The organism is Streptomyces spinoverrucosus, from assembly GCF_006539505.1.
Taxonomy (GTDB): Bacteria; Actinomycetota; Actinomycetes; order Streptomycetales; family Streptomycetaceae; genus Streptomyces; species Streptomyces spinoverrucosus.
Window position 1 is genome coordinate 144,161 of the sequence record NZ_BJND01000020.1, and the last position, 26,798, is coordinate 170,958.

Annotated in this window: 22 protein-coding genes; 9 read left to right on the forward strand and 13 right to left on the reverse strand. The window is 72.0% G+C overall.

Translation table 11 applies throughout. The annotated features are described in order from the left end of the window. Window positions 1–40 precede the first annotated feature (40 nt). The 5 genes from SSP24_RS15260 to SSP24_RS15280 form a co-directional block, all read right to left on the reverse strand. A complete protein-coding gene (locus SSP24_RS15260) occupies window positions 41–805 on the reverse strand; it encodes a response regulator transcription factor (RefSeq protein WP_141310066.1) in 765 nt (254 codons plus the stop codon). Window positions 806–1,306: 501 nt separating this feature from the next. After that, window positions 1,307–3,364 carry a discoidin domain-containing protein gene (locus SSP24_RS15265; protein WP_141310067.1) on the reverse strand — a complete coding sequence of 686 codons (2,058 nt, stop codon included), beginning with the start codon at window positions 3,362–3,364 and terminating at the stop codon, window positions 1,307–1,309. A gap of 224 nt (window positions 3,365–3,588) precedes the next feature. After that, entirely contained in the window at window positions 3,589–4,239 is a 651-nt protein-coding gene (locus SSP24_RS15270) for a DUF4360 domain-containing protein (protein ID WP_141310068.1), read from the reverse strand. A 275-nt stretch (window positions 4,240–4,514) separates the two neighbouring features. Beyond that, complete coding sequence (locus tag SSP24_RS15275) at window positions 4,515–5,441, reverse strand: SMP-30/gluconolactonase/LRE family protein (RefSeq protein WP_141310069.1); 927 nt, start codon at window positions 5,439–5,441, stop codon at window positions 4,515–4,517. Window positions 5,442–5,463: 22 nt separating this feature from the next. Beyond that, complete coding sequence (locus tag SSP24_RS15280; protein WP_141310070.1) at window positions 5,464–6,537, reverse strand: methyltransferase domain-containing protein; 1,074 nt, start codon at window positions 6,535–6,537, stop codon at window positions 5,464–5,466. Window positions 6,538–6,852: 315 nt separating this feature from the next. Here SSP24_RS15280 and SSP24_RS15285 point away from each other — a divergent pair, with 315 nt between their 5' ends. From SSP24_RS15285 to SSP24_RS15315, 7 genes are all read left to right on the forward strand, one after another. Further along, window positions 6,853–8,442: an ABC transporter substrate-binding protein gene (locus SSP24_RS15285; protein WP_141310071.1), complete on the forward strand. Its 1,590-nt coding sequence runs from the start codon at window positions 6,853–6,855 to the stop codon at window positions 8,440–8,442. A 20-nt stretch (window positions 8,443–8,462) separates the two neighbouring features. Then, complete coding sequence (locus tag SSP24_RS15290) at window positions 8,463–9,431, forward strand: ABC transporter permease (protein WP_141310072.1); 969 nt, start codon at window positions 8,463–8,465, stop codon at window positions 9,429–9,431. A gap of 14 nt (window positions 9,432–9,445) precedes the next feature. Further along, window positions 9,446–10,342: an ABC transporter permease gene (locus SSP24_RS15295; protein WP_141310073.1), complete on the forward strand. Its 897-nt coding sequence runs from the start codon at window positions 9,446–9,448 to the stop codon at window positions 10,340–10,342. 443 nt (window positions 10,343–10,785) lie between these two features. Next, a complete protein-coding gene (locus SSP24_RS15300; protein WP_141310146.1) occupies window positions 10,786–11,754 on the forward strand; it encodes an ABC transporter ATP-binding protein in 969 nt (322 codons plus the stop codon). After that, window positions 11,747–12,427, forward strand: a complete 681-nt coding sequence (locus tag SSP24_RS15305) for an ABC transporter ATP-binding protein (protein WP_141310074.1) — start codon at window positions 11,747–11,749, stop codon at window positions 12,425–12,427. Before SSP24_RS15300 ends, SSP24_RS15305 begins: the two co-directional genes overlap by 8 nt. Window positions 12,428–12,614: 187 nt before the next feature. Then, window positions 12,615–13,733: an MFS transporter gene (locus SSP24_RS15310; RefSeq protein WP_141310147.1), complete on the forward strand. Its 1,119-nt coding sequence runs from the start codon at window positions 12,615–12,617 to the stop codon at window positions 13,731–13,733. Continuing rightward, entirely contained in the window at window positions 13,730–14,701 is a 972-nt protein-coding gene (locus SSP24_RS15315) for a sugar ABC transporter permease (protein ID WP_141310075.1), read from the forward strand. Before SSP24_RS15310 ends, SSP24_RS15315 begins: the two co-directional genes overlap by 4 nt. Here the strand turns inward: SSP24_RS15315 and SSP24_RS15320 are convergent. Next, window positions 14,698–15,825 carry an acyl-CoA dehydrogenase family protein gene (locus tag SSP24_RS15320; RefSeq protein WP_373306753.1) on the reverse strand — a complete coding sequence of 376 codons (1,128 nt, stop codon included), beginning with the start codon at window positions 15,823–15,825 and terminating at the stop codon, window positions 14,698–14,700. The two genes, SSP24_RS15315 and SSP24_RS15320, sit on opposite strands and share 4 nt — an antisense overlap. A 151-nt stretch (window positions 15,826–15,976) precedes the next feature. On the opposite strand from SSP24_RS15320, the gene SSP24_RS15325 reads away from it, so the two are divergent. Together SSP24_RS15325 and SSP24_RS15330 are read left to right on the forward strand one after the other, a co-directional pair. Then, window positions 15,977–17,719, forward strand: coding sequence for a CoA transferase (locus SSP24_RS15325; RefSeq protein ID WP_141310077.1), 1,743 nt, complete (start codon window positions 15,977–15,979; stop codon window positions 17,717–17,719). Continuing rightward, the gene (locus SSP24_RS15330) at window positions 17,716–19,377 is read left to right on the forward strand and encodes a class I adenylate-forming enzyme family protein (RefSeq protein ID WP_141310078.1); all 1,662 of its coding nucleotides are present in this window, start codon (window positions 17,716–17,718) and stop codon (window positions 19,375–19,377) included. Before SSP24_RS15325 ends, SSP24_RS15330 begins: the two co-directional genes overlap by 4 nt. Before the next feature lie 63 nt (window positions 19,378–19,440). Here SSP24_RS15330 and SSP24_RS15335 read toward each other — a convergent pair whose 3' ends face one another. The 7 genes from SSP24_RS15335 to SSP24_RS15365 all read right to left on the reverse strand — a co-directional run bounded on the left by SSP24_RS15335 (window position 19,441) and on the right by SSP24_RS15365 (window position 26,736). Next, window positions 19,441–20,244, reverse strand: a complete 804-nt coding sequence (locus SSP24_RS15335; RefSeq protein ID WP_141310079.1) for a metal ABC transporter solute-binding protein, Zn/Mn family — start codon at window positions 20,242–20,244, stop codon at window positions 19,441–19,443. Then, window positions 20,202–21,071 carry a metal ABC transporter permease gene (locus SSP24_RS15340; RefSeq protein ID WP_141310080.1) on the reverse strand — a complete coding sequence of 290 codons (870 nt, stop codon included), beginning with the start codon at window positions 21,069–21,071 and terminating at the stop codon, window positions 20,202–20,204. The genes SSP24_RS15335 and SSP24_RS15340 overlap by 43 nt, the downstream gene beginning before the upstream one ends. Next, window positions 21,068–21,703: an ATP-binding cassette domain-containing protein gene (locus SSP24_RS15345; protein ID WP_141310081.1), complete on the reverse strand. Its 636-nt coding sequence runs from the start codon at window positions 21,701–21,703 to the stop codon at window positions 21,068–21,070. Before SSP24_RS15345 ends, SSP24_RS15340 begins: the two co-directional genes overlap by 4 nt. 98 nt (window positions 21,704–21,801) lie before the next feature. Next, complete coding sequence (locus tag SSP24_RS15350; RefSeq protein WP_141310082.1) at window positions 21,802–22,578, reverse strand: DJ-1/PfpI family protein; 777 nt, start codon at window positions 22,576–22,578, stop codon at window positions 21,802–21,804. 97 nt (window positions 22,579–22,675) lie between these two features. After that, the gene (locus tag SSP24_RS15355; RefSeq protein ID WP_141310083.1) at window positions 22,676–24,103 is read right to left on the reverse strand and encodes a Gfo/Idh/MocA family protein; all 1,428 of its coding nucleotides are present in this window, start codon (window positions 24,101–24,103) and stop codon (window positions 22,676–22,678) included. 153 nt (window positions 24,104–24,256) lie between these two features. After that, complete coding sequence (locus SSP24_RS15360) at window positions 24,257–25,087, reverse strand: DMT family transporter (protein ID WP_141310084.1); 831 nt, start codon at window positions 25,085–25,087, stop codon at window positions 24,257–24,259. A gap of 86 nt (window positions 25,088–25,173) precedes the next feature. Further along, complete coding sequence (locus SSP24_RS15365; RefSeq protein WP_141310085.1) at window positions 25,174–26,736, reverse strand: amidohydrolase; 1,563 nt, start codon at window positions 26,734–26,736, stop codon at window positions 25,174–25,176. Window positions 26,737–26,798 lie beyond the last annotated feature (62 nt).

Consider the following 26,798-nt stretch of genomic DNA (forward strand, 5'->3'; position numbering starts at 1 on the left):
CGATCAACATGACCGAGGTCACACCGTCGGGCTCCCCCACTCAGCCCGGCGTGGAGCGGCCCAGCCAGTAGCCGAATCCCCGGCGGGTGTGGATCAGCGCGGGCTCCCCGTCGTTCACCTTGCGGCGCAGCCGGGAGACCAGCCGCTCGATCGCCCCGTCCGTGGGGCGCTCGTCCCAGACGTGCCGGCCGATCTGCTCCTTCGACAGCACCCGCTCGGGGTTGAGGAGGAGGCAGCGCAGCAGGCGGTACTCCGCCGGGGTGAGGGCGATGGCCCGCTGCCCGCGCAGGGCCCGGCACCTGCTCTCGTCCAGCACGAGGTCGTCGTAGCGCAGGGTGCTGGGCTCGCCGCCCCGTGCGGGGTCGTCGTACCGCCGCGCCCTCCCCACCAACTGCCGTGCCCGGGCCAGCACTTCAGCCTCCCGCCGGGGCGCCCGCGCCGACGAGCCCTCCCCCGGCCCTCTGTCACCGGCGGGGATGGTCCCCAGCGGCTCGCCCTCGGCGAGCAGCAGTACGGCCGGACGGTCGGGGGCGACGAGGCTGCGGGTCCGGCGGAGCTGGTCCACGTCCGGCAGCAGCACATCCAGGATCACCAGGTCGAACCGGCACTCCCGCACCCAGGCCAGTGCCTCGGCGCCGGTGCGGGCGGTCGTGGTCCGGTAGCCGGCGAGTCGCAGCAGTGTGGGGAGCGGCTCGGCGGCCGTCGGGTCGCCGACCGCGATCAGCACGAGCGGCGCACCGCCGTGCCCCGCGAGGGTCTCCCCCGTGCGCTCCCGCGCGGCGATGACGGTCGGCGGGTTGGGCATGTACGCCACTTTACCTGGCCGTTGCCTGAGTCAAGCAATACGTATTCCGGTCGCCGGGTGGGCCGGAAGGCCCCTGACCCGGCCTTGGCGGCCGCGGCGGGCGGGCCTTGGGTGCAGGCCCGACGCGCCCGCCGTCGCCCCTACCGTTTACAGTCGCCCCCCACCGCCCCGCCGACGCGGCCCGCGCCGTAGTCGAGCTGCTGCGCGGTCCTCACCAACGCGGCGAGAGGGTCACTCGAAGGAGTGCGACGCACAACCCGGATACCGCGGGTTTTCCGCACACGGAGCCGGTCCAGCCATCGTGCGACCGTGATTCCTGCCAACCGTCCTCCCCTTTCCAGCACTTCGGGGACACCTACGCCCGGCGGCGCTTTGCGCCAGGGTAATTCGCCATGCCCCGCCACCCCTTCCGCCGCGTAGAAATATCCACCTGCACGGGCATGCGCATCAGATCAGACCAGCGGAAATTCGCACAAGATGCGCGTTATTCGCACATGCGTATTAGCTGCTGTGGACGCCCACCTCGTAGAGCGAATAGCCCCAGTCGGTGCCACGGTCCAGACCCTGGACGCGGACATACCGGGCGGGCGTCGGGGTGAACCGCGCGGTGTCCAGGCCGCCGTCGCCGGTGGTCGTGGACCAGGCGGTCTGCCAGGTCACGGCGTCGGTGGAGAGCTCGACGCGGTACGACGTCCCGTACGCCCGCTCCCAGTCCAGCGTGACGCGCCCGACCAGGTTCGTGGCGCCGAGGTCGATCCGCAGCCACTGGTCGTCGCTCCAGTCGCTGGCCCAGCGGGTGCTGCGCGCACCGTCCACGGCCCGGTCCGGCGCATAGCTGGTGAACGGGTTCCACTCCGCCGAACTGGCCGTGGCCGAGCCGCCCGTGGCGAGATTGACGCCGGCCTGCTGCCGCTCGGACGCTCCCCAGGTGTCGAGGTAGGACTCGGCACCACGGAAGAGGTCGTCCACCACGCCCTGACCGCCGACGAGCCGGACGTCCTCGATCCAGTCCGGGACGAGGCCGTAGTGCGCGGCTCCGTCGGTGTTCAGGTCCCAGGTGCGCTCACCGGTGGTCTGCCGGTCGATGACGGAACCGCCGTCGACGCTGCGGAAGGGGTACGTCACGGGGTTGGGGGCGTCCGCGCCGCGCGGGCCCGGCCAGCCGCCGACGCCGTTCATGTCCGTGCCGTAGCCGTAGCCCACGTCGTACTTCTCGCGCAGCGCGTCCGTGCGCTTCGCCTCCGCGCTGAACGCCTCGGAGCCGTGCATGTACTGGGCGATGAAGCCGCCGAGTGAGTAGACCCGCTCCGTCCAGTTGAGGTCCATCCAGCTGTGCGAGGACAGCACACCCGGGTACGACTCGGCCTCGAAGATGTCGAGCACCCGGCCCGTGGCCTTGACGCTCATGTGGTCGATCTCCAGCATCATCTTGCGTTTCATCATGCCGCGCACGGCGTACTCACCGAGTTCGGAGAGCCCGCGGACGTTGCACTGGGCGTCCGCGTTGTACGCGGGGACCTCCACACCGTCCGGGAGTTTCTGCTCGGCCTCGGGCGCCGCCGCGCCGCCGATGGGATTGTCGGCTTGCGGTCCCGTGCACTTCTCCGTCTTCCAGAAGGTGCCGGTCGACAGGAACTGCCCGACGTTGATCGCCGTGCCCAGCGTGCCCGAGTCGAAGCGGACCCCGCACAGCGCGTTGTCGAACTTGTGGCACAGGAACATGCTGCGCACGCCGAGGGCGTACAGCTCGTCCAGCCCCTTGTCGATGTCCTCCTTGCTGCACTGCGGGATGTCCAGGATCTGTTTGCAGCCGAACGGTTCGGAGGTCTCGACGCCGAGGATGACCGCCAGCTTGCCCTGTTCGATGACCTGGCGGGCCTGCGCGCTGTCGGTGACGATCCGGAACCAGCCCTTGCCGGGGCCGCCGTACATCCTGTCGACGTAGGCCTGGAGGTCGTATGTCAGCTTGGCCTGCAGCCGGATCGACGTCATCTCGTCGCAGCTGCGGTCCTTGAAGAAGTAGACCGAGCAGATCACGCCGTTGGTGACGAGGTCGTTGACGAGAACGCGCTGGCCGCCGCGCCAGGCCCGCTCGATCCAGGCGTAGTAGTTCTGCTGGTGGGTCAGCGAGTCGTGGGCGGGCCAGTCCTTGAACGTGGGCCAGCCGACCGGGTCGTGCCTGCCGTCGCCGCCGTTGGTAATGAAGTCGAAGATGGCGAGCGAGCCGTCCGGGTAGTGCTCGGGGCAGTCCTTGAGCGCGTCGGCGATGCCGGCCTCGGAGAAGGGCTTGCCGCAGATGAGCCGTCCGCCGAACGCCTCGTTGGAGAAGAGGTGGTTGTGCGCGTCGACGAAGCCGCGCACCTCGCCCTCGGCGGTGGTGCCGGTGAACGGTTCGCCGGTGACGTTGATCCGCGAGTCCGGGGCGGGCCGTGCGACCGGGTTCCACCAGTCGGCTCCGGCCGCCGAACTCGGCGCCGGGCCGAGGACTGTGGCCAGCACGAGGAGGAGCAGCGACACGACGGTGACGTGTCTGCGGCGGTTCGGGTGGCGTGGAGCCATGGTCGTTACCCACGTCCCTCGGTTGGTGGGATGGCACGGTCGACGGGCCAGGCCCTTCTGGGGCCGCTACTGACGGGTTGTCATGACCGGTGCGAGATATGCGACGAGGATGGCCAGCGGCGCATTCGACGTCAAGAGCTGTGCGGCGTGGAGCCGTTGAGCAGTCGTGGTACGCCTGTGCCCCGGTCGCCGGTCGCCCCCGGCGACCGGGGCACAGGCCGCTGTCAGGTGTCGGGACACTCCTTCCACGCCAGGTGGTAGATGGTGCTGATGTCCCCGTCGGTCGAGTCCATCGTCATGAAGCTGGTCTTGGCCGGGTCGGAGCTGCCCGCATTGACCCGCAGCTCGGTGTTGATGTTGAAGTTGCGCTGGACGCCGCACGGCGCCCACACCAGCTGGGCCCAGTCGGTGGTGTCGGTGGCCTGCCAGTTGTCGTTGTAGGGCCCGCTGAAGGGGTGGCTCCGGTACGCCGTGTTCGGCGAGCCCTGGAAGTAGTACGAGGCCCGCTGGACGCTGCTCGCGCCCGGCTGGAGGGCGGCGAAGCCGCGGTAGTCGGCGCTGGCGATGGCGTAGGTGAAGCCCTGCGGCACGTGCACGATCAGATTGAGCTGGCAGTTCTTGCGGAACGCCGTGGGGTCGGAGGTGCCGCCGACCTGGGCGAGGTAGTCGCTGTACGTGACCGTGAAGGCCGTGTTGTCCGCCGAGACGGCGACGGCGGCGGTGCCCTGCGGGCAGCCGGAGCCGTTCACCGTGGCGACCTTGATGACGATGCGGTCCGGGGGCGGGTCGACGAAACCGGACGACGGGTCCTGCGCGGGTACCGCGGTGGCGAGCAGCGCGCCGATCGCGCTGCTGAGGAGCAGGCCGGCAGCCATGGTTCTCCCATCTCTGCTTCGGTTGGAGGGTCCGTTCGGGTTTCCGTCCGGGTTTCCGGTCGGGGTTTCCTCGGGCCCTCTGTTCGGGGGGTGGCAACCACGATGGTTCAGTCATGAACATGTCAAACTCATGCCCATGTGGAGCCAAGCGCGTCCCCGACCTGGGGGGAAGCTGTGAACGCACGGTGAAGGTCGGGAGCGCTCGCATCGTAGGGGCGGGGCGATCGGGCGGACAGGGCTCTATCCGGCCATCCCCGCTCGTCTTGGTGCGCGCCTTACGGGCGGGCGATCGGCAGCGGTGGGGTGCCGGTGACGGACAGGACGACGGAGTAGAGCGTGGTGTCGGCGGCGATGAACATGCGGTTCCGTTTGGGGCCGCCGAAGCGGATGTTGGCGACGGTGTCGGGGACCAGGAGGCGACCGAGGAGGGTGCCGTCCGGGTCGTAGCAGTGGACGCCGCCGTCAAGGGCGGCGGCCCAGAGCCGGCCCTGGTCGTCGAAGCGGATGTTGTCGAAGTTGCCGATCTTGCACTCGGTGAAGACGCTGCCGTCGCCGAGGGTGCCGTCGTCGTGGACGTCGAAGACGCGGATATGGTTGGCCCGGCTGTCCGAGACGTACAGCTGCCGCTCGTCGAGGGAGAAGACGAGGCCGTTGGGGCCGCTGAAGCCGTCGGCGACCAGCCGTACCTCGCCGGTGGCGGGGTCCACACGGTAGACGTTGCAGGCGCCGATCTCGCTCTCGGCGCGGTGACCCTCGTAGTCGGTGCTGATCCCGAAGTCGGGGTCGGAGAACCAGATCGAACCGTCTGACTTCACTACCGCGTCGTTCGGGCTGTTGAACCGCTTGCCCTGGAAGCGGTCGGCGATCACGGTGACCGAGCCGTCGTGTTCGGTGCGGGTGACGCGACGGTTGCCCTGCTCGCAGGTGATGAGGCGGCCCTCGGTGTCCAGGGTGTTGCCGTTGGGGTGACCGGCGGTTGAGCGGAAGACGCCGACCGCGCCGGTGGTCTCGTCCCAGCGGAGCAGGCGGTCGTTGGGGATGTCGCTCCACACCAGGTACCGCCCGGCCGGAACGTAGACGGGGCCCTCTGCCCAGCGGCAGCCCTCGAAGAGGATCTCCAGCTTCGAGTCGCCCGCGTGGCACCTGCCTGTGCGGAACCGGTCATCGAGGATTTCGTACAACTGCGGTCGCTCGCCGGGCATATCGCGGTCCTCACCTGTTTGCTTACGGCCTGATGTCGTACAGGACGTTGAACGGGTCGTCCGCCGTGGAGCGGGCCACGTCGCTGAAGCCCGCCTCGGCGCAGAGACTGCGGACCACCGCCTCCGGCATGCCGCACGTGCCGAGGGCGGCGCCGTCGTTCGCGAGGGAGGTGGTCATGCAGTAGAACATGCTGAAACCGTAGAACATCGTCGCCACCGGGCCCACGTTGTCCTGGGGCCGGTCCTCGCAGTTGATCTCCAGCATCAGGTAGTCGCCGTCGTCCTTCGTCGCGGCCCTGATGGCGGCGAGCAGCCGCTTCGGTTGGGCGGAGTCGTGGATGACGTCGAAGGTGGTGATGAGGTCGTACCGCCCGGGGAGGCCCTGGGCGGCATCGACCGTCTCGAAGGTCACGCGGTCGGTGACACCGGCCCGCTCCGCGTTCTGGCGGGCACGTTCCACCTGGACCGGGAAGTTGTCGAAACCGGTGAAACGCGAGCGGGGAAACGCCTGGGCGAGCACGATCAGCGCGCGGCCGGCGCCGCATCCCACGTCCGCGACGTCAATGCCCCGTTCCAGCTTCTCCACGACGTGGGGGAAGGTGCTCAGCCAGTCGTCGACCATCACGCTCTCGAACCAGCTCCCCGTGAAACGGCTCATGCCGTCCCACAGGATGTCCGGGTATTCGCTCTGCTGTACGCCGCCCCCACGCCGAAACGCCTCGCACAGTCGCTCGTACGGCGCCAGCGCGGCGGGCACCATCTGGTAGACGCCGCCGAGGAACATGGGCCCCGACTCGTCGGCCAGGGCCGGGGCGTGCTCCGCGGGGAGGGCGAAGCGCCCGGGCTCCGGTTCCTCCAGATAGCCCGCTGCGGTGAGGCCGCGCAGCCACTCGCGCACATAACGCTCATTCAGATCGAGACGGTCCGCGAGGTCCTGGCTGTTGGCGGGGCCATGGGCCACGAGGTCCTTGAACAGGCCCAGCCTGTCGCCCAGATGGCACAACCCGACCGTCATCATCCCACTGAGGTCCCCGAGCGCCTTCTCCATGAAGGCCTCGACCTTCGCCTCGTCCACCTCGCGCGGTGCCGCCATCATGTTCCTCCTCGCCGTCGAGCACGATCGCGGAGAACGACCGTTCGGCAAGCCAAACACCGGGCTGCTGCGTCGTCCGTCAGCCACGGCGACGGGACGCGTGAAGTCCACTCCGCGGGAGGGGTGACGGCCGACCGAACGCTGCTTCAGGGAACGTCGAGCGGCCCTGGCGGAGTTGCTCCGCCTCGATGCGGATCTTCGCCTTGCCTACTCGACCCGGGATACGGAGGAAGGTCAAGGGTTGTTCAATCCCTGGGTATCCTGCTTGTCGCACATCATGTGCAAGTAAGGTTTCCAGGCAATAAGGGTGTGGGGCTCATGACGTCGACCCGTCGAATACGAGGTGCCGCCGTCGCGGTGGCGGTGGTGGCCGGGGTCGCCGCCTGTTCCGCGCCCAGCGAGGGTGGGAGTGGTGGCAGTTCCGCCGAATCCGTCGTGATCGGCGTGGGCTCCGAGCCGGACACGCTCAGCCCGCTGCTCGGCTACGGCAAGGACGGCAACTCCAAGATCTTCGACGGGCTGCTCGCGCGGGACGCCCACCTGGAGCTGAAGCCCGCCCTGGCGAAGTCGCTTCCCGAGGTCGCCGACGACGGCCTCACCTACACGTACACCCTGCGCGAGGGCGTGCAGTTCAGCGACGGCGAACCGCTGACGGCCGCCGACGTGGTCTTCACGTACCGGACCATCCTGGACGAGAAGACCAACAACACGGCCAGGAGCGAACTGGACGCCGTCAAGGACGTCCGGGCGAGCGGTGACGACAAGGTCGTCTTCACGCTGAAGTACCCGTACGCGCCCTTCGCCGGGCGCACGGTGCTGCCCATCGTCCCCGAGCACATCGCGGGGAAGCAGGATCCCAACACCGGCTCCTTCAACACCGAGCCGGTCGGCACCGGACCGTACGTCCTCTCCGCCTGGAGCAAGGGCGAGAAACTCACCTTCAAGGCCAACCCGAACTACTGGGGCGGCGCGCCGAAGGTGAAGACGTTCACCATGGCCGTCATCGCGGACGACAACGTACGCGCCACCCGGCTGCGTTCCGGCGACCTGGACGGCGCGGTCCTCCCGCCCAACCTCGCCGCCACCTTCAAGAGCGACACGGGCATGAAGTCGTACCAGGCGAGGTCATACGACTTCCGTGCCGTCACCCTCCCGACGGCCGACAAGGTGACCGGCGACCGCGCGATCCGGCAGGCGCTCGATGCCGCCGTGGACCGGAAGGCCATGGTCGACAAGATCCTCGACGGCGCGGGCACACCGGCGTACGGGCCGCTGCCCGTGGACGATCCCTCGTTCGCCAAGGGGATCGAGCGTGAGCAGGACCTGGGCAAGGCCAAGCGGATTCTCGACGAGGCGGGGTGGAAGGCAGGCAAGGACGGCATCCGCGCCAAGGACGGACAGCGGGCCGCGTTCACCCTGCTCTACCCCTCCGGTGACAAGGTCCGCCAGGACCATGCCCTCGCCTACGCCTCCGACGCCAAGAAGGCCGGTATCGACGTGACGGTGGAGAGCGCGACCTGGGAGGTCATCGAACCGCGGATGAAGGACGACGCGGTCCTCGCGGGCTTCGGCAGCACCGGCGACCCCGACTTCGGCCTCTACACGCTGCTGCACTCCTCGCTCGCCGGAGACGGCTTCAACAACATGGCGCACTACGACAACCCGGCCGTGGACCAGGCCCTGGACACCGGCCGCCGCACCCAGGAACCGGCCGAGCGGAAGGCCGCTTACGCCGCGCTCCAGCGCGAGCTTGTGAAGGACCCCGGCTACACCTTCCTCACCCACATCGACCACCTCTACGTACTCGCGGACCGGTGGGACGGTCTGACCACGCAGCTCGAACCGCACGAGCACGGCTTCGCCAGCGGGCCGTGGTGGAACATCGAGGACTGGCAGCCCAAGAAGTGACGCCCCTGCCCTGGGGAGCGATGGCACGCCTGGCGGGACGGCGGGCCCTGTTCGCCGTCCCCGTCCTCCTCGTCGTGACGTTCGGCGTGTTCGCCATCGCCGCCGCCTCCCCGTTCGATCCCGTCAAGGCGTACGCCGGCACGGCCGCGCTCGGCGCCGACCAGGAGACCCTGGACCGGCTGCGCGACAACCTCGGTGTGGACCAGCCCTTTCCCGCCCGCTGGTGTGAGTGGCTGACCTCGGCGCTCACCGGTGACCTGGGCCATTCCAGCGTGCTGCGGCAGCCGGTGGCCCAGGTGATCGGGGAACGTCTGGTGTGGTCCTCGCTGCTCTGCGCGGTCGCGTTCGCGGTGGCCGTGCTCACCGGAACGCTGCTCGGTGTACTCGCCGCCCGCCGTCCCGGGTCGATGCTCGACCGGGCCGTCACCTCGCTCGCGTACACCCTGGAGGCCGCACCGGTCTTCTGGATCGCCCTGCTCGCCGTCTGGCTGTTCGCGCTGCAACTCGATGTTCTCCCGGCGGGCGGACTGACGGACACCGGCAGCGAACAGGTCACCCCGGGGCAGGTCGCGAGCCACCTCGTGCTGCCCGCCGGTGTGCTCGCCGTGTCCCAGCTCCCCTGGTTCGCCCTCTATGTGCGACAGGGAGTCGGCGACGCCCTGGCGGAGGATCCGGTCCGTGGCGCCCGCGCCCGGGGGCTGAGCGAACGTACCGTCCTGCTCGGGCACGCCCTGCGCTCCGGGCTGCTGCCGGTGCTCACCCTGATCGGCTCCCGCGTTCCCGAACTCATCACCGGAGCACTGCTGGTGGAGAGTGTCTTCAGCTGGCCGGGCATCGCCGCGGCCACCGTCGAGGCGGCCACCGCCGTCGACTTCCCGCTGCTCGCCGCCCTGACCACCCCCGCCACCGCCGCGGTCCTCGTCGGCAACCTGCTCGCCGACCTGCTGTACGGACTGTTCGACCCGAGGGTGAAGCTCAGTGACATGTGACGTTGGTGACTTCCATGGCTGATACCGCAGTTGAGAACGGGATTCGGCCCGGCACCGTATGGCGCTCCGCCGGTCCCGCGCGCCGCTCGACCCGCACGCTGCGCGTACGGGTGTCCGCCGCGCTGGTGGCCCTGACCGTCCTCGCCGTCGTGCTCGTCCCGCCGCTGGTGCAGCTCGACCAGCAGGCCGTCGATCTGGCCGCCAAGCTGCAACCGCCGTCTTGGGCGCACCCGTTCGGCACCGACGACGTCGGCCGGGACCTGCTGCTGCGCTGCGTGTACGGCCTGCGGGTCTCGCTGCTCGTCGGTGTGGCGGCGGCGCTGACGGCGACCGTGGTCGGCACCGCCGTCGGGGCCACCGCCGGTGCCGTGGGCGGCTGGGTCGACCGGGGCATCATGCGCCTGGTCGACACCGTCTCGTCGGTACCCCACCTGTTGCTCGGCATCTTCATCGTCGCGATGTTCCGGCCAGGTGTCTGGCCGGTGGTCGTCTCGGTCGCGCTCACCCACTGGCTGTCGACGGCACGCATCGTCCGCGCCGAGGTACTCTCCCTGCGCTCGCGCCCGTACATCGACGCCGCCGTCTCCGGGGGCGCCTCGCGGTGGCGGGTGGCGGTACGGCACCTGCTGCCCGGTGTGCTGCCGCAGGCCGCGCTCGCCGCCGTACTGATGGTGCCGCACGCCATGTGGCACGAGTCGGCCCTGTCCTTCCTCGGGCTGGGGCTGCCCACGCACACGGCAAGCCTGGGCACCCTCATCCAGACCGCGCGGGGCTCGCTGCTGGCCGGGCAGTGGTGGCCGACGCTCTTCCCCGGCCTGTTCATCATCGTGCCCACCCTCGCCCTCGCCGGACTCGCCGGCGCCTGGCGGGAGCGCATCAATCCCCGCCGCCGATCGGAGCTGATGCTGTGACCGAGCGATTGCCGCAGGGTGCGGCCGGACGATTGCCGGAACGACTGGCCGAGGGTAGGCCTCAACAACTGGCCGAGGGTAGGCCTCAACAACTGGCCGAGGGTACGCCTCAGCGAGCCGTCGAGGGCGTCGCCCAGGAGCGGGTCGACCTCGTCGGGTTCCAGGCCGAGCGACCAACCCAACCACCGGCCGATCGGCTGCCCGAACAACCGGCCGAGGGCACGTCTCATCGCCCCGCCGAGCGGCCAACGCAGCAACCTGCCGGGCAACTGCCGGAGCAACAGGGCGAGCGACCAGCCAAACCACTGCCAGAGCACCCCACCGAACGACCAACCCAGCCACCGGCCGAACGCCTGCCGGAACAACCGGCCGAAGGCACACCTCAACGACCCGCCGAACGACCGCCCGTCCTGGCGGTGCGCGGGCTCTCGGTGCGGTTCCTCATGCCCGGCGGGCGCCGCGTCGCCGCTGTCGCCGACGCGCACTTCGATGTGGCGGCCGGTGAGTGTCTGGCCCTGATCGGCGAGAGCGGCTGCGGCAAGTCCGTTCTCGCCTCCGCCCTGCTCGGTCTGCTCCCGGCCAACGCCCAGACCGCGGGCGAGGCCCGGCTCGGCGGCATCGACCTGCTCTCCGCCGGTGAACGGACCCTCGCGCGCCGGGTGCGGGGCCGTCTGATCGGGCTCATCCCGCAGAGCCCGGCCGCGCACCTCACCCCCGTCCGCACCATCCGTTCCCAGCTGGAGGAGACGGTCGCGGAACTGACCGGCGTCCGTGGCCAGGCCGCCCGGCGTGCGGCCGCCGAGGCGGTCGCCGACCGTGCGGCGTTCCCCTTGGACCACCTCGACCGCTACCCGCACCAGCTCTCCGGCGGTCTCGCCCAGCGCGCCGCCACCGCGCTCGCCCTCGTCGGCGACACGCCCCTGCTGCTCGCCGACGAGCCGACGACGGGGCTGGACCGCGACCTGGTGGACCGCACCGTCGACGAACTGCGCCGCCACATCGACCGCCCGGACGCGGCGAACAGCGGCGGACGCGCCCTGCTCATGATCACCCACGACCTGGCGGCAGCCGAACGCATCGCCGACCGGATCGCCGTCATGTACGCCGGTCGTATCGTCGAACTCGCGGACGCCACGGCGTTCTTCGGCTCACCCGGCCCCCGCCACCCCTACAGCCGTGGCCTCCTCCAGGCCCTCCCCGACCGCGCCTTCACCCCCATCCCCGGCCTGCCCCCGGAGCTCGGCGACCTCCCCGACGGCTGCGCCTTCGCCGCCCGCTGCGACCGCGCCAGCGACACCTGCGCCGCACTGCCGCCCATGACCGAAGACGTCGCCTGCCACCACCCCCTCGCAGGTCACGGCCCGGAGCACCCGCGCCCCGCCGCACCGGCCCCCGAGGACATCCGTGCTTGAACTACGCGCCATCACCGCCGGATACGACCGTCACGCACCCGTCGTACGGAACGCCTCCCTGACCCTCGCGCCCGGCGAGGCCGTCGGCCTGCTCGGCCCCAGCGGTTGCGGCAAGTCCACCCTCGCCCGCGTCGCCGCCCTCCTGCACCGCCCCGACTCCGGCACCCTGCTCCTGGACGGCGTCCCCGTACGGCACTGGCGCCACCGCGCACCCCGCGAGCTGCGCACCGCGTTCGGCGTCGTCTTCCAGCAGCCCAGGCTCTCGGCGGACCCCCGGCTACGGCTCACCGACCTGATCGCCGAACCGCTGCGCGCCACCGGCCGCCGCGCGGAGATACCCCAGCGAGTCGCCGAGCTGGCCACCACCGTCGGCCTCACCCCCGACCTGCTGGGCAGACAGCCCCACGAAGTCAGCGACGGCCAGCTCCAACGCGCCTGCCTCGCCCGTGCTCTCGTCCTGCGGCCCCGCTGGCTGGTGTGCGATGAGATGACCGCGATGCTCGACGCCTCCACCACCGCCGCCCTGGTCGCGGTCGTCGAGGAGTACCGCGCCACCACCGGCGCGGGCCTGCTCACCGTCGGCCACGACCGCACCCTCCTGCACCGCTGGTGCGACCGCACGGTCCCCTGGGAGGCGGTGTGCGGGGAGGAGCCGGTGCCCGCAGGGTCCTGAACCGCCACGCCCGCCGCACATGTGGCACACGCCACAACAAGGGCCGGAACCCGGAAGCGGTTCGGGCCGACTGCTCTTGCTGGGAGGTGCGTCTGTGACGACGGGTCGGAGTGGGACAGGGACGGCTGCCGAGGTGGGCGAAGCGAGGGCGGGCGGCGGTGCCTTGACCGCGTTGCTGACCTGCGCCATGGCCTTCTCGATGATGCAGTTGTTCCTGCTGGGGGCCCTGGGCCCGCGACTGGTGGACGAACTCGGCGTCTCCCCGACCGTGCTGGGGCTGACGACGACCGTCGGGTTCGCGACCGCGACCGTGCTCTCGCCCGTCGGCGGGCGGGTGGTGGACCGGGTGGGGCCTCGTCGGTGTCTGGTCGCGCTGCTGGCGGTGTCGGCGCTGGCGCTGGCGCTCATCGGGGCGGCGCCCGGCGCCGGTTTCCTGCTGGCGGCGGTCGCACTCGGCGGGCTGCCGCAGGCGCTGGCCAACCCGGCCACGAACAAGGCGATCCTGGCCGCCGTACCGCCTGCCCGGCGCGGCTCGGTGACGGGGACGAAGCAGTCGGGGGTGCAGCTCGGAGCGTTCGCGGCCGGGCTGCCACTCGCGGCGCTCGCCGGCCTCGCGGGGTGGCGGGCAGCGGTGTGGACGGCGGCGGGCGCCGCGGTCGTGGCGGCCGTGTGGGCGGCGCGGGCGCTGGCCGGCGATCCGCCCGCGAAGTCCACCCCGGCGACCTGGGTGCCGCGCGGCATGATCGCCTGGCTGATGGTCTTCTCGCTGCTGCTGGGCTGCGGCATCGCTTCCGTGAACACGTATCTGGCGCTGTACGGCGTTCAGCGGCTCGGTCTCGGCCCGACCGCGGCGGGCGCGCTGGTGGCCGTGCTGGGCGTGGCAGGGATCGCCGGGCGGGTCGGCTGGTCGAAGGTCGCGGGCCGCCCCGGCTGGTCGGTGTGGCTGCCGGGTCTGCTGGCCGCCGGGGCGGTGGGGGCAGCGCTGCTCCTGGCCGTCTCCTCGTACGCCCCTCCGCTCGCCTGGGCCGCCGCCGTGGCCGTGGGGGTCTTCGCGGTCGCCGCGAACGCGGTGTCGATGGTCCTGGTGATGCAGCGTGCCGCTCCCGGCCGGGCGGGCCAGGACTCCGCGCTGGTCTCGGCCGGGTTCTTCGCCGGGTTCGCGATCGGGCCGCCGCTGTTCGGTCTGCTGGCGGAAGCCGGACGGTACGGGGCCGGGTGGGGGCTCGTGGCGGGCGAGTTCGCGGGCGCGGGAGCGGTCGCCGTGCTGTGGGCGCTGCGGGAACGTCGTACGGCCGTACGGACATGACGACGCCCGCCCCGTCGTGGGCGCATCGTGCCCTTGCTTCGGTGCTCGGCCGGGTCGCCGTGACCCGTGCCGAGGTCGGCGACCGCTTCCCGCTGTTCGCGGACCCTGCCGACGGGAGGTGGACGACGACCGGGCGCGGCTCGTGGACCGGCGGTTTCTGGGCAGGGCTGTTGTGGCTGCGCGCCCGGTATACCGGTGATCCGGGGGACCATGAGGCCGCGCGGCTCCGTACGGCCCGGCTCGCGGGCTGGTCCGAGGCGGACACCGCCACGCGGGGGCTCATCTTCTGGTACGGCACTGCCCTGGCCGAGGGTGGACTTCGCCTGCGGGAGCGGGCGGCCCGGGCCTGTCTGGACTCCTTCGACCGGGAACTGGGCCTGGTGCCCTGGGGTTCGGCGTTCGGCGGGCCCCGGCTGCTCGCCCGGGTGGACGGGGTGCCGGGGCTGGTGCCGCTGCTCGCCACGGTGGACGCGGAGGCGGCCGTATCCCATCTGCGGCGCCATCTCGACCTCTGTCTCGGACAGCGGCCACGGCGCTGGTCGTGGCGGTACGACCCGACGGCGGGCTGGACCGCCCGGGAGGATCCGCCGCCGGGCTGGAGCCGAGGCCCGGCCTGGCTGCTGCTGGCGGTGGCAGAGGCCGTACACCATCTCGGTGTCGCCGGTCCCGCGGACGAGTTGCTGCCCGACGACCTCGTCCCGCTCGCCGACGCCGCGCGACCCGACGGCCCTCGCGACACCTCCGCCGCCGCGATCACCGCGACCGCCCTGCTCCTCCTCGGGCAGCGGGAGCGGGCCGTCGCCGTCCTCGAAGAGCTGGCTCGCTCCCATCTCACCGATGACGGCCGCCTGTTGGACGGCTGCTACGACCTCACCTCCGCGACGGCCGTCCGACACGAGCTGATCTGGGGCGACTTCTTCCTCGCGTGCGCGCTCGCCCTGCTCACCGGCCTCGTCGACGCCGCTTAAGCAGGGTCCGTCCGCAGCACCCGGCGGGCCACCGAGGTGATGTGCAGTTCGTCCGGGCCGTCCAGGATGCGTGCCGCGCGGCCGGTGCGGAAGAGGGCGGGCAGCGGGGTGTCCGGGCCAAGCCCTGCCGCGCCGTGGACCTGGATCGCGGCGTCGGCCACCTGTTCCAGCGTCCGGGCCGCCGCCACCTTGGCCAGGCCCACCTCGACGCGGGCGTCGAGCCCGGCGTCCAGCCGGGCCACGGCCTCGTGGACGAGCGGCCGGGTGGTGCGCAGGGCCAGCAGCGACTCGAAGATGTGCCGCTGGACCAGCTGGAGGTCGGCTAGCGGACCACGGGAGCGGGCGCGTGCGCGCATCAGGTCGAAGGCGCGCTGGGCCTGTCCGAGCCAGCGCAGACAGCGCAGGGTGCGGCCGAGCTGCAGCCGTTCGCCCGCGACGGTCAGGGCCTTGCCGCGCTCGCCGATCAGGTGGTCGGCGTCGACGGTCACTTGATCCAGTTCGATCTCGGCCTGACCCGCCGCGCCGAGCACCGGCAGGTCGCGCACCACCCGGAAGCCCGCCGAAGCGGTGGGCACCAGCAGCAGTGACAGCCCCTCCCGGTCCGGCGCCGAGCCGTCCGTCCGCGCCAGCACCGTGACGAGGTCGGCGTCCGCCGCCCCGGTGGTGAACCACTTGGGGCCACTGATCCGCCAAGCCCCGCCGTCGGCCGGTTCGGCGCGGGTGGCGATGCGCACGGGGTCGGTTCCGGGGACGTCGGGTTCGGTCATCGCGTAACAGGCCCGCAGCTCCCCGGCGATCAGGGCGGGGACATACGTCTCGCGGACGGGCGGGCTGCCGTGCCGCCACAGCATCAGGGCGTCCAGCAGCGACGCTGAGCCGAGTGCCGCCGGGCCGTGGTCGCTCGCGCCCTCCACTTCGGCGATGTGCGCATACGACCGCAATGGCAGCCCCTGCCCGCCGAGTTCGGCGGGATGCGGCAACGCCCAGAGTCCGGCGTCCTTCGCCTCCTTCCGAAGCTGGGCCAACACGGCTCTCGCCTCTGGCCCGCCCCCGTCCAGCACCGGCTCTTGGGGCATGACCCGCTCACGGACGAATTCCGCCACCCGCTGCCGCAACTCCGCGATGTCAGGCGGGCATTGGGGCTCACCCTGCGTCACTCGCACCACTTTCCTCCGCTCCCGTGGGAACTCCGGCCCTCGCCGGTCCGACTGCTCTTGTCGTGGAACAGGTCGGGGGCGACCGCCCCCGGGTTCCCGAGCGTCAGGAAGGAGAGGCATGGCAACTCCAGCCACACCCATCACCCTGCGCACGGCCCGTCCGCTGGAGGGGCTGCGCGTGGAGACCTCGGGTCCGCCCGGTCCGGCGGACGGTCTCGTCGCGGAGCATCTGCGGCTGCTGGGCGCCACGGGCGACGGCCGTCCAGGTGGCCGGTTCGCCCTTGCCGGACGGCAGTCCGGGTCGGGGGCCGTCACCGCCCGTACGACGTGGGGTGACGGCGTCGTCGACGAGGCGACCGTGCAGGCGGCCACCGGCATCATGGCGGTGCACGGCCGTCGCGACGGCGGCCCACGCGGCCTCGCCGTCGACTACGCGGGCACCGCCACCGGCGTACTCACCGTGCAGGCACTGCTGGCCGGGCTGCTCGCGCAGGCCCGTGGCGGACGCGTCCCCGACGCGGAGGTGAGCGCCGAGCGGGCCGGGTTGCTGACGGTCTCGCAGTATCTGGCCGCCGCCGGGGCCGAGGAGGGCGAGGCCGCTGAACTGGCGCCGGGCGGACCGCCGTTCACCGCGGCGGACGGCACCCTCTTCGAGCTGGAGACGCTCGACCCGGGCGCCTGGGCCGCGTTCTGGCGTGCGCTCGGCGCGCCCGAGGAGGCGATACGGCGCGGTTGGCGACCCTTCCAGTTCCGCTACGCCACCGCCTGCGCGCCCTTTCCGCCCGTCCTGCACGAGATCGTGCGGGCCAGCCCCTGGGAGCGGGTCCGGGAGGCCGCCGACGGCTCCGGCGCGGACGTATGCCCGCTGTCGTCGCTCGCGCGGCGGGCCGCTGAGTACGACGGCGCGCCGCCCTGGGAACTGGCCGCGCACGGGGCGTCGTACGCCGGTACGACGGCACCTGTGGACGCCCCGCTCGCCGGGCTGACCGTCCTGGAGGCGGGCCGCCGTATTCAGGCACCGCTCGCCGCCCATCTGCTCGGCCTGCTGGGCGCGGAGGTCGTCCGGATCGAGCCGCCGGGCGGTGATCCCCTACGGGGCATGCCGCCCGCCTGCTCGGGGATCTCGGCTCGCTGGCTGGCGCTCAACCGGGGCAAGAAGGCCGTCGAGGTGGACATCAAGTCCGCCGCCGACCGGGAGCGACTGTACGAGATGGCGGCGCAGGCCGATGTCTTCCTGCACAACTGGGCGCCCGGCAAGGCCGCCCAGCTCGGCCTGGACCACGAGCACCTGGCCGCCGCCAACCCGGCGCTGGTCTACGCGTACACGAGCGGCTGGGCCGATCGGCTGCCCGGCGCGCCCATGGGCACCGACTTCATGGTGCAGGCCCGTACCGGGGTCGGTGAGGCCGTCCGGCCCGCCGACGAGCCGCCGGCGCCGTCGTTGATGACTCTGCTCGACGTGCTGGGCGGGCTGCTCGGCGCCGAGGCGGTGCTGGCGGGCCTGCTGCTGAGGGAACGCACGGGATGCGGGGTGCGGGTGGACTCGTCCCTGCTGGGGGCCGCCGACGTCCTCACCGCGCCCGCCCGCGCCCGGGCGGTACAAGGGCTCGACCCACGGCAACCGGCGGGCTTCCGCCGTCCGCTGCCGACGGGCGACGGCTGGATCGCCCTGCCGGACCACGCCGCGATCCCCCACGACCTGCGCGCGCTGTCCACCGGACAGGCGCTGGAACAGCTACGCGGCCGCGGGCTTGCGGCCGTCCCGGTCGTCACCGACCTCGCCGACCTGCTCTCCACCGGCTCGATCAGCCGCGACGCGCACGGCGCCCCCGCCGTCCCCGACCCCTGGAGCTTCGCATGACCGTCACCCTGCACGACCTGCTGCCCGCCGACCTGCGCCGCTCCTGGGCCGTCGACGGCACCTGCCCCGACCTCGACCTCTACAGCCTCTACCGCGCCCACCAGATCGCCGACCCGCACCGCACGGCGGTCATCGACGCCAAGGGCACACTCTGCTACACCGCGCTGGACCGCAAGGCGCGATGTCTCGCCGCGGGACTGTCCGGCCTGGGCATACGCGCCGGTGACGTGGTCGGCATACAACTGCCGGGTGGCCGCAACGCCGTCATCGCGGACCTGGCACTGGCCGCCCTGGGCGCCGTCGCGCTGCCGTTCCCGGTGGGCCGCGGCGGACGGGAGGCGGTGTCGCTGCTCGCCAGATCGGAGGCGGTCGCGGTCATCGCCGCCGCCGAGCACCGGGGCAACCAGCACGCGGCCGACCTGTTGGCCCTGGCCGGTGAACTGCCCGCCCTGCGCGCCGTGATCGCGGCCGGGCCGGGCACCACGCCCGAGGGTGCGGTCGCGCTGTCCGAGCTGCTGCGCACCGACCCCAAGACGTTCGTTCCGGCCCGCCCTCACCCCGACTCCGCCGCTCGCATCCTCGTCTCCTCCGGCTCCGAGGCCGAGCCGAAGATGGTGGCGTACTCGCACAACGCGCTGGCCGGTGGGCGCGGCAACTTCCTCGCCTCCCTCATGACCGACGGGCGGCCGCCGCGCTGTCTGTTCCTGGTGCCGCTGGCTTCCGCGTTCGGCAGCAATGGCACCGCCGTGGCGCTCGCCCGGCACGGTGGCACCCTGGTCCTACTCGACCACTTCACCCCCGAGGCCGCGCTGGAGGCCCTCGCCGCGCATGAGCCCACACATGTCCTCGGCGTGCCGACCATGATCCGGATGATGCTGGACCGCGTCGCCGAGGGCGGCCACCCCGAGTTCACCCCGCCCACCGCCCTCGTGGTCGGCGGCTCACCCCTGGACGAGGCCACGGCAGCGGAGGCGCGGCGCGTCTTCGGCTGCCCGGTCGTCAACCTGTACGGCTCGGCCGACGGCGTCAACTGCCATACGGGACTGGCCCCGGAGAGCGCGGGCGGTGACGGGCCGGGCGTCCTGGCGGGCCACCCGGACCCGCGCGTCGCCGACATCCGCATCGCCGCGCCCGGGACCCGTGAACTGCAGGAGCTGCCGCGGGGCACGGTCGGCGAGATCGTGGCACGCGGGCCGATGACCCCGCTGTGCTACGTCGCCGCCCCCGACCTCGACAGCCGCTACCGCACCGCCGACGGCTGGGTGCGCACCGGCGACCTGGGCGTGCTCCAGGAGGACGGCACCCTGCGGATCGTGGGTCGGCTCAAGGACGTGGTGATCCGTGGCGGGGCCAACATCAGCCCGGCGGAAGTGGAGATCGAGCTCGCGACCCATCCGCTGGTCCGGGACGTGGTGTGCGTCGGCGTGCCCGATCCGCTGATGGGCGAGCGGCTCGCGGCCTGTGTGGTGCCGCGCGAGGGCCGGGTCCCCACGCTCGAAGAGCTGTGCGCCCACCTCGACGAGCGTGGCCTGGAGCAGCGCAAGCACCCCGAACGGCTGCTCGTCGTCAACGAGTTGCCGCTCACTCCGGCGGGCAAGCCCGACCGGGCCGAGCTGCGGGAACGATTCGCCGCACAGCCGCTGGCCTCGGCGAGCTGACCCACCCACGCACTGAGGGCCGCCCGGACCGGGGCGGCCCTCGACGTGCGCGACTGGACCGCCTTACGACGCGGCCATCGCCGTCTCCACCATCTGGGCGGCGTCCTGGTAGACCGCCAGCAGGTCCAGGTCCTCGCCCGGGTAGTTGACGATGTCCACCTGCTCGGCGCCCGAGTCGGGCAGGACGGTGCCGGTCGTCATATGCGCGTTGTTCAGTACCAGTTGGGGCTTCTTCTTCGACAGGTCGGACAGCTGTTTCGCCGTCACGGCCTCCGGCCCGTAGGTACCGGCGAGGTCCGCGCCCGCCATCTTCGCCGCCCACGTCGAGAAGACCTGAGCAACGACGGTGGGCCGCTTTCCGTCCGGCCACTGGGCCTTCAGGTCCTTCTGCAGCGTGCCGTACTCGGAGTCGAAGGACGCGGTCCACCGGGCGGCGGCGTCCTGGGTGCCGAACATCTTGGCCAGTCGGGTCACCTCGGCCTTCGCCTTGTCCGCGTCGTTGTCGAGGCTCACCTCGACCAGTTCGGCATCGGACCCGGCCGCCTCCTTGATCTTCGCGGCGTACGGCTCGAAGGGCGCGTAGAGCACGTAGTCGGCGTCGGCCACCGCCGCCAGGTCGGAGGGCTTGGGGTCGTAGTCGGGGGCGTGCTGCACCGACTGCGGGACGATGACCTTCACGTCCTGCGCGCCCGCGGCCTTGGCGAGGGCGCCCTCCCAAGTGGTGGTGGCCACGACGACCGGCTTGTCCGAGGAGTTCTCGGCGCCCGACGACGAGGATTCGCTGCCGCAGCCGGTAGTGGTCAGGGCGAGCCCCGCGGTGAGGGTCAGTGCGAGGACGGGAGTGATGCGGACGCGGGTGCGCGCCATGAGCTGATTCTCCGTTCAGGGATGAGATGGACGGCGAGGACGACCACGCCGGCGGTGAGGACGAGCACGGGCCCGGGCGGCCAGTCGAAGCGGAGCGCGACGAGGAACCCGGTGAGGTTCACGGCGATTCCGATGCCGACGGCCCAGGCGGTGATGGACTTCAGGGACGTGCCCAGGCGGCGGGCGGCGAGCGCTGGCAGAAGGGTGAGCGCGTCGACGAGCAGCGCACCGGTGAGCTTGATGGCTCCGCCGACGGCCACCGCGACCAGCACGAGCAGCACCAGGGTGAGCCGCTCGCCCCGTACGCCGGAGGACAGGGCGACCTCACGGTCGTACAGCAGCAGGGCGAGATCGCGGCGCCGCCACCAGAACAGGGCCGGGACGACGACGGCCAGGGCACCGATCACCCACAGGTCGGCGGTGCCCACCGACAGGATCGACCCCCACAGCAGCGCGAACGCGCCCGCCGCGTTGACCCCGGAGACCGCGAGCACGAGCAGCGCGGCGGCGATCGCCAGGCTCATCAACAGGCCCATCGCGCCCGACAGTCCGTCCGGGGTGCGGGCCAGTGGTGCGACCCCGGCCCCCGCGAGGGCGCAGGCGAGCAGCGCGCACAGCATCGGGTCGAGGCCGGTCAGCAGACCGACCGCGATGCCGAGCAGCGCCACGTGCATCATCGCGAACCGCACCGGCATGATGTCCAGCCCGACGATCACGACACCGATCACGGGCAGGCCCACGGCCGCCAGCAGCAGGGCGACGCCCGCGCGCTGGACCGGGGCGAGCTGCAGCAACTGGCCGACGTCGGCCCAGGCCACGGCGTTCACCGCACCTCCCGCAGACAGCCCGCGGCCATCTCCAGCACCCGGTCGCAGCGATCGGCCAGCGCCCGGTCGTGCGTGACGACCACGACGGTCACCGGCAGGGACAGCAGCACATCGGCGGCCTCCTCCTGCCCGGCGAAGTCGAGCGCGGCGGTGGGCTCGTCGGCCAGCAGCACCCCGGCGCCGGCGGCCACACAGCCGACCGCCCGCGCCAGGTACATCCGCTGCAACTGTCCCCCGGACAGGGTGTGCAACGGCCGCTCCACCAGGTGTCCCACACCCAGCTTCGCCGCCGCCTCCACCGCCTCGGCCCGCGCGCCGCCGCTGGCCAGCAACTCCCGGGCCAGCAGCGGGAACCGGCCGGTCGCCGGTTTCTGTGGAATCCACGCGCAGGCCCGGCGCCGCCACGCCCACTCGGCCGCGCTCCGGGTGTCCCGGCCGCCCACCAGGATCCGGCCGCCGCACTGGCGGTGCAGGCCGAGAACCGCCCGCAGCAACGTGGTCTTGCCCGAACCGTTGGTGCCGGTCAACGCCACCCGCTGGCCGGCCGCGACGTCGAGGTCGACGTCCCGCACGGCCTCCACACGGCCGTGCCGGCAGGCGACCTCGCGCATCACGACGTCCAGTCCGTCCATGCCACCTCCTCGCTCCTCCACAGCAGTCGGAAGAACGGGGCGGCTGGTTCCCGGCGATCGCAGGCAGCGCGCGGCCGGGCCGCCTGTCCGAGGCCCGGCTAACGCGCCGCGTCCGCGAGCAGTTTCAGTGCCAGCGTTTCCGTGGCCTCGTCGGCCTTCTCCGGGCTGCCGGTGTCGTACGGCGGATCCGGGTCGTACTCGACGGCGAGTTGCATCGCCCGCGCCACGTTCTCGTCGGACAGGCGGGCGGCGAGATGCAGCCCCATGTCGATACCGGCGGACACCCCCGCGGCCGTGATGATCTTTCCGGCCTCCACGAACCGTCCGGGTGTGTACGTGGCGCCGAGTTCCTTCAGATAGGGGCGGGACGCCCAGTACGTGGTGGCCGGCAGGCCGCGCAGCAGTCCGGCGGCACCGAGGATCAGTGAGCCGGTGCACACCGATGTAGTCCAGGTCGAGTGGCGGTGGATGTGGCGGATCCACTCGTGGACGGCGGTGTCCTCCATCATGGCCACGGTTGCGCGCTGACTGCCGCCGGGCACCAGCAGCACGTCGGCCCTGCGGACGTCGCGCATCGCGCGTTCCGCCACGAGCTCCAGCTCACCCGTGTCCGTACGCACCCGCCCCCGCTCACGGGCCACCATGGTCACCCGCACGTCCGGCACCCGGCACAGCACCTCGTACGGTCCCACCGCGTCCAGCGCGGTGATCCCGTCGTACAACAGCACGGCCACCCGTAACCGGGCGTCCTTTCCCCCGGTTGCCGCGACGGCCGGGCTGCTCACCCCGGTGGCGACAGCCAGCCCCGCCCCCAGGGCACCGGTCACCGCGCCGCGCAGCACTCCGCGCCGGGTCCCTCCGGGCTCGGCATCCATGTGTCATCAACTCCCCTGATGTGCATGTCGGTTGGCACACCAGGAGTCGTCCCGCGCGTGGTGGGAGTTCCCGGCACGGAGGAAAAGTCCGCCCTGTTCAGGTGACCGGCGGCATCTCGCTGGGGCGTGAGTCGAGACCGGTGCGGTGGTTGACCCAGGAGCCGCGGGTGAAGTCGGGGACGGTGACCGGACGGCCGCCCGCCGCGAGGGACTTGACGCTCAGCGGGATCGGGGAGCACCAGACGGCGGCGTCGTAGACATCCATGTCGGGGACGAGCCCGGCACGCATCTGCTGCACGGTGCGCCACTGCAGGACGTAGTCCATTCCGCCGTGCCCGCCGTTGTTGGCGGCGTCGTCACCGATCTTCTGCCAGAGCCAGTGGTCGAACTCCTTGAGGTAGGTGTCGAACGGCCGCCAAGCGTGGCCGCTGTGATCCGGCTCCAGGTACACGCGGCCCCCGCTCGCGGAGGTCACTCCGGCGTAGTCCTCGAAGATGCCGCGGCTGCCGGCGAGTGAGTTGATACGGCTGTAGGGGCGGGGCGAGCTGACCTCGTGCTCGGCACGGATCACCCGGCCCTGGGCGGTGTCGATCAGGCAGGTGATCAAGTCACCGTTGATGTAGGTCTCCTTCCAGCTGGGGTGGGATCGCGGGACGAACCGCTCGCGGTAGTCGGCCAGGCCTCTGGGCTCGGTGGCGGTGGCCCGCAGCGTCGTCATGCGGTCGCCGCGGTTGATGTCCATGGCCGCCGCGATCGGGGCGAGGCCGTGCATGGGGTAGAACGACGCGGTACTGCGGGTGTGCCACAACCGCCGCCAGGAGTCGGTGTAGTACGTGTCGGAGAACAGCAGCGCGCGCAGGTCGTGCAGGTAGCCGCCGTGGCCGTTGGTGACGTCGCCGAGGAGACCGTCGTGGGCCATCTTCAGCATCGCCAGCTCATTGCGGCCGTAAGAGCAGTTCTCGGACAGGAACAGGTGTCTGCGGGTCCGCTCGCTGGTGTCGACGAGGTCCCACAGTTCGCGCAGTTCGGTGGCGATGGGCAGTTCGACGATGGCGTGCCTGCCGGAGAGCAGGGCGGCGCGGCCCTGCTCGTAGTGGAACTCCCAGGGGGTGGCCACGTAGACGAGGTCGATGTCCTCGCGACGCAGCATGCGTTCGTAGGCGTCCGCGGAGCCGCCGTACTCGGCGGGCCGGGGGCGGCCTTCGGCGGCCAGTTGGTCGGCGGTTCGTCTGGCGCGGTCGGCGCGGATGTCGCACACGGCCGTGACGGTGCAGCCGGGGACGGCGGCCCATCCCGAGGCCATGCCGTGGCCCCGGTTGCCGAGGCCGATCAGGGCGACGCGGACCGTCCGGTACGTGTCGAAGGGGACGTTGATCATCGACTTCTGGCCGCGGCGCCGGGCCGGTGGGGTGTCGGCGGTCGGGCCCGCGTGGGCGGTGGCGGTGCCCAGACCTGCGACGACGGCACCGGAGGCCAGGGCTCCACCCATGAGAGTACGGCGTGAGACAGCAGGGATTTCATGCATGGCGCTGAACGCTCCCTTGTGAGTGGCCGACTGCTCTTGTCGCCGAACGACTCTGTCGACCGGGCGACGAGGTGTCAATAGGTGCTCAGAGAGAGGCTGTTGCAAGCAGAAATGAGCACCCAAGGGTGAGCGGTAGGCAACGAGCCGGTGCGCCTACGGCGCCTGCTCCTCCGCCTCGCCGAAGCGGGCCAGCGCGAGGGCGCCCGCGATGGAGGCCGCGAAACCGGCGACGGCCAGCGGCGCGAACCCGTGGCGGGTGGTGTCGCCCAGCCAGACGACGCCGAACAGCGCGGGCCAGACGGTCTCGCCGGTGACCATCGCCGCGGTGGCGCAGGTGACCGAGCCGGACTGCAGGGCCGCGATCAGGAGCAGATAGCCGGTGATCCCGGAGACGATCACGGCGTACACCGCCGGATCGACGAGCAGGCCGGGCAGAGTCAGTCCCGGCAGCAGCCGCGCCGCGACGGACACCACGCCGAAGCTGATCCCGGCCAGGCCGCCCAGCACGGCCGCGCGGTGCCGCAGCTCCCCCAGACGGAGGTTCAGCGCCCAGCTCACCAGGGCGAGCCCGACCGACCCCACCAGCACCGCGAGCCGCATTCTCTGGTCGCCGTCCCCGCCGGTCTCCCGGCCCGCGGCGATCGCCATCAGCGCGAGCCCGCCGCACACCGCGGCGACGGCGGCCCACTCCACCCGTCGCAGCCGGATGCGCAGCACGATCGCCGAGACGATCGCGGTGACCGCCAGTGCTGCGGCGACCGCCGCTTCGACGAGGAAGAGGGGGACCGAGCGCAAGGAGAGCAGTTCGGCGCCGAATCCCAGCGTGTCGAGGGCGACTCCCACGATGAACGGCCACTGCCAGGTGGCCCGCACGGCCGCTCCGGCGCCGCCGGGAGCCACCCTTCGTGCTCCGAGCGCCTGGAACACGGTCGCCGTTCCCATGAAGACGGCGGCGCACAGCGCGAACAGCAGGCCGAGTCCCATGACCGCAGGCTAATCGGCAGACGGTGCCTCGCAGCGGAGGGCGGTCCGCCGTGGTGTCGCGACCGGCATCGGGGCGGTCCCGCCGGTCAGAGGCCGTCCTCGCCCTCCACGAACGTGTCCAGCACCTCGATGTCCGCGATCCGGGAGGGTTCCACCTTGTACGGGTCGTCGCCGAGCACGACGAGGTCCGCACGCTTGCCCGGGGTGAGGCTGCCCGCGTCGGACTCCCAGTGGCAGGCGTGGGCGGCGTCGATGGTGTAGGCGCGTAGGGCCTCGTCGACGGTGATCGACTCGTCGGGGCCGATGGCCCGCCCGGACTCCGAGGCCCGTTCGACCATGAACTGGACGGCCCGTAGCGGTGCGCCGTTTGCGACCGGGCGGTCCGAGCTGCCCGCCACCCGGACGCCGTGGTCGAGGAAGCCGCGGCCGCGGTAGAGCCAGCCCGCCCGGTCTTCCCCCATGACCGTGGCGTAGTCGTCCCCGTAGTAGCGCAGAAAGCTCGGCTGGACGACGACGGTGACTCCGAGCGCGGCCAGCCGGGGCAGCTGGTCGGGGCGGACCAGGCCCGCGTGCTCGATGCGGTGACGTGCCTGCGGGCGCGGGTGCAGTCGCTGCGCCCGCTCCAGGGCGTCCAGGGCGACGTCGACCGCCCGGTCGCCGATGGCGTGAATCGCGAGCTGCCAGCCCGCGCGGTGCCCCGCCACGATGGTGTCCCCCAACTCCTCGGCGCTCGCCTGGAGTTGCCCGGAGGTGTCGGTTCCCCGGTAGGGGCTGGTCAGCGCGGCCGTGCGGGCCATCATCCCGCCGTCGGTGAAGATCTTCAGGGCTCCCAGGGAGAGGGCACCGTCGCCGAACCCGGTGCGGAGGCCTAGTGCGAGGGCGCGGCTGGTGGTGTCCTGCGGGGCCGTGCGGACGTGGTCGAGGGCGTCGGCCGCCACCATGAGCTGCACACGTATCGGCAGCCGGCCTGCGTCGTGGGCGAGCTGGTAGGCCGCCGCCTCGATGGGGCTGTGGCCGATCAGACGGCCGCCGACTCCCGCTTCGGCGCACGCCGTCACCCCTTCGGAGCGGCAGACGCGGGCCGCGTGCTCGATGGCTCCGGCCAGTTCCTCCAGGGAGTGCGGTGGCCGGGTCCGCAGGGCGGCTCCCATGGCGCCCTCGACGAGGAAGCCGTCGGCGCTGACCGCCTCGGCGGGGAGGTCTCGCAGGATCGCGGTGTTCACCAGGCAGGCGTGGCCGGAGAGATGGCCCAGGTACACCTTGCGGCCCGCGCTGACGGCGTCGAGGTCCGCGGCCGTCAGCGGGCGGTCGAGGGTGCGCTGGTCGTAGCCGCCGAAGTCCAGCCAGGCGTCGGCGGGCGCCTGGGCGACCGCGTCCGCAACGACCCGGAGTACGTCGTCGGCCCGGGTGCTCGGCGCGACACTCGGGACCGCCGCCTTCAACCCGGTCCAGGCCAGATGCACATGGCTGTCGATGAAGCCCGGCAGCACCACGGCGCCGTCCAGGTCCAGGGTGCGCCGCGCCGGCAGTCCCGCCACCTCTTCGTCCAGGCCGACGATGCGGCCGCGCCAGATGCCGAGTTCGTGGGCGATCGGGCGGGCCGGATCCATCGTGATGATGCGGGCGTTGGTGATCCTCGACGAGAGCAAGGACGGCTCCTTCCGGTTCTCCCCGGCGACCTGCTGGCACATGGCTCGTTCATGTGTTTAGG

Excerpts from the sequence above, each read along its gene's own strand:
- SSP24_RS15260 (WP_141310066.1), bottom strand. The coding sequence starts at position 805 with ATGCCCAACCCGCCGACCGTCATCGCCGCGCGGGAGCGCACGGGGGAG.
- SSP24_RS15265 (WP_141310067.1), bottom strand. The coding sequence starts at position 3,364 with ATGGCTCCACGCCACCCGAACCGCCGCAGACACGTCACCGTCGTGTCG.
- SSP24_RS15270 (WP_141310068.1), bottom strand. The coding sequence starts at position 4,239 with ATGGCTGCCGGCCTGCTCCTCAGCAGCGCGATCGGCGCGCTGCTCGCC.
- SSP24_RS15275 (WP_141310069.1), bottom strand. The coding sequence starts at position 5,441 with ATGCCCGGCGAGCGACCGCAGTTGTACGAAATCCTCGATGACCGGTTC.
- SSP24_RS15280 (WP_141310070.1), bottom strand. The coding sequence starts at position 6,537 with ATGATGGCGGCACCGCGCGAGGTGGACGAGGCGAAGGTCGAGGCCTTC.
- SSP24_RS15285 (WP_141310071.1), top strand. The coding sequence starts at position 6,853 with ATGACGTCGACCCGTCGAATACGAGGTGCCGCCGTCGCGGTGGCGGTG.
- SSP24_RS15290 (WP_141310072.1), top strand. The coding sequence starts at position 8,463 with ATGGCACGCCTGGCGGGACGGCGGGCCCTGTTCGCCGTCCCCGTCCTC.
- SSP24_RS15295 (WP_141310073.1), top strand. The coding sequence starts at position 9,446 with ATGGCTGATACCGCAGTTGAGAACGGGATTCGGCCCGGCACCGTATGG.
- SSP24_RS15300 (WP_141310146.1), top strand. The coding sequence starts at position 10,786 with ATGCCCGGCGGGCGCCGCGTCGCCGCTGTCGCCGACGCGCACTTCGAT.
- SSP24_RS15310 (WP_141310147.1), top strand. The coding sequence starts at position 12,615 with ATGGCCTTCTCGATGATGCAGTTGTTCCTGCTGGGGGCCCTGGGCCCG.
- SSP24_RS15315 (WP_141310075.1), top strand. The coding sequence starts at position 13,730 with ATGACGACGCCCGCCCCGTCGTGGGCGCATCGTGCCCTTGCTTCGGTG.
- SSP24_RS15325 (WP_141310077.1), top strand. The coding sequence starts at position 15,977 with ATGGCAACTCCAGCCACACCCATCACCCTGCGCACGGCCCGTCCGCTG.
- SSP24_RS15330 (WP_141310078.1), top strand. The coding sequence starts at position 17,716 with ATGACCGTCACCCTGCACGACCTGCTGCCCGCCGACCTGCGCCGCTCC.
- SSP24_RS15335 (WP_141310079.1), bottom strand. The coding sequence starts at position 20,244 with ATGGCGCGCACCCGCGTCCGCATCACTCCCGTCCTCGCACTGACCCTC.
- SSP24_RS15345 (WP_141310081.1), bottom strand. The coding sequence starts at position 21,703 with ATGGACGGACTGGACGTCGTGATGCGCGAGGTCGCCTGCCGGCACGGC.
- SSP24_RS15350 (WP_141310082.1), bottom strand. The coding sequence starts at position 22,578 with ATGGATGCCGAGCCCGGAGGGACCCGGCGCGGAGTGCTGCGCGGCGCG.
- SSP24_RS15355 (WP_141310083.1), bottom strand. The coding sequence starts at position 24,103 with ATGCATGAAATCCCTGCTGTCTCACGCCGTACTCTCATGGGTGGAGCC.
- SSP24_RS15360 (WP_141310084.1), bottom strand. The coding sequence starts at position 25,087 with ATGGGACTCGGCCTGCTGTTCGCGCTGTGCGCCGCCGTCTTCATGGGA.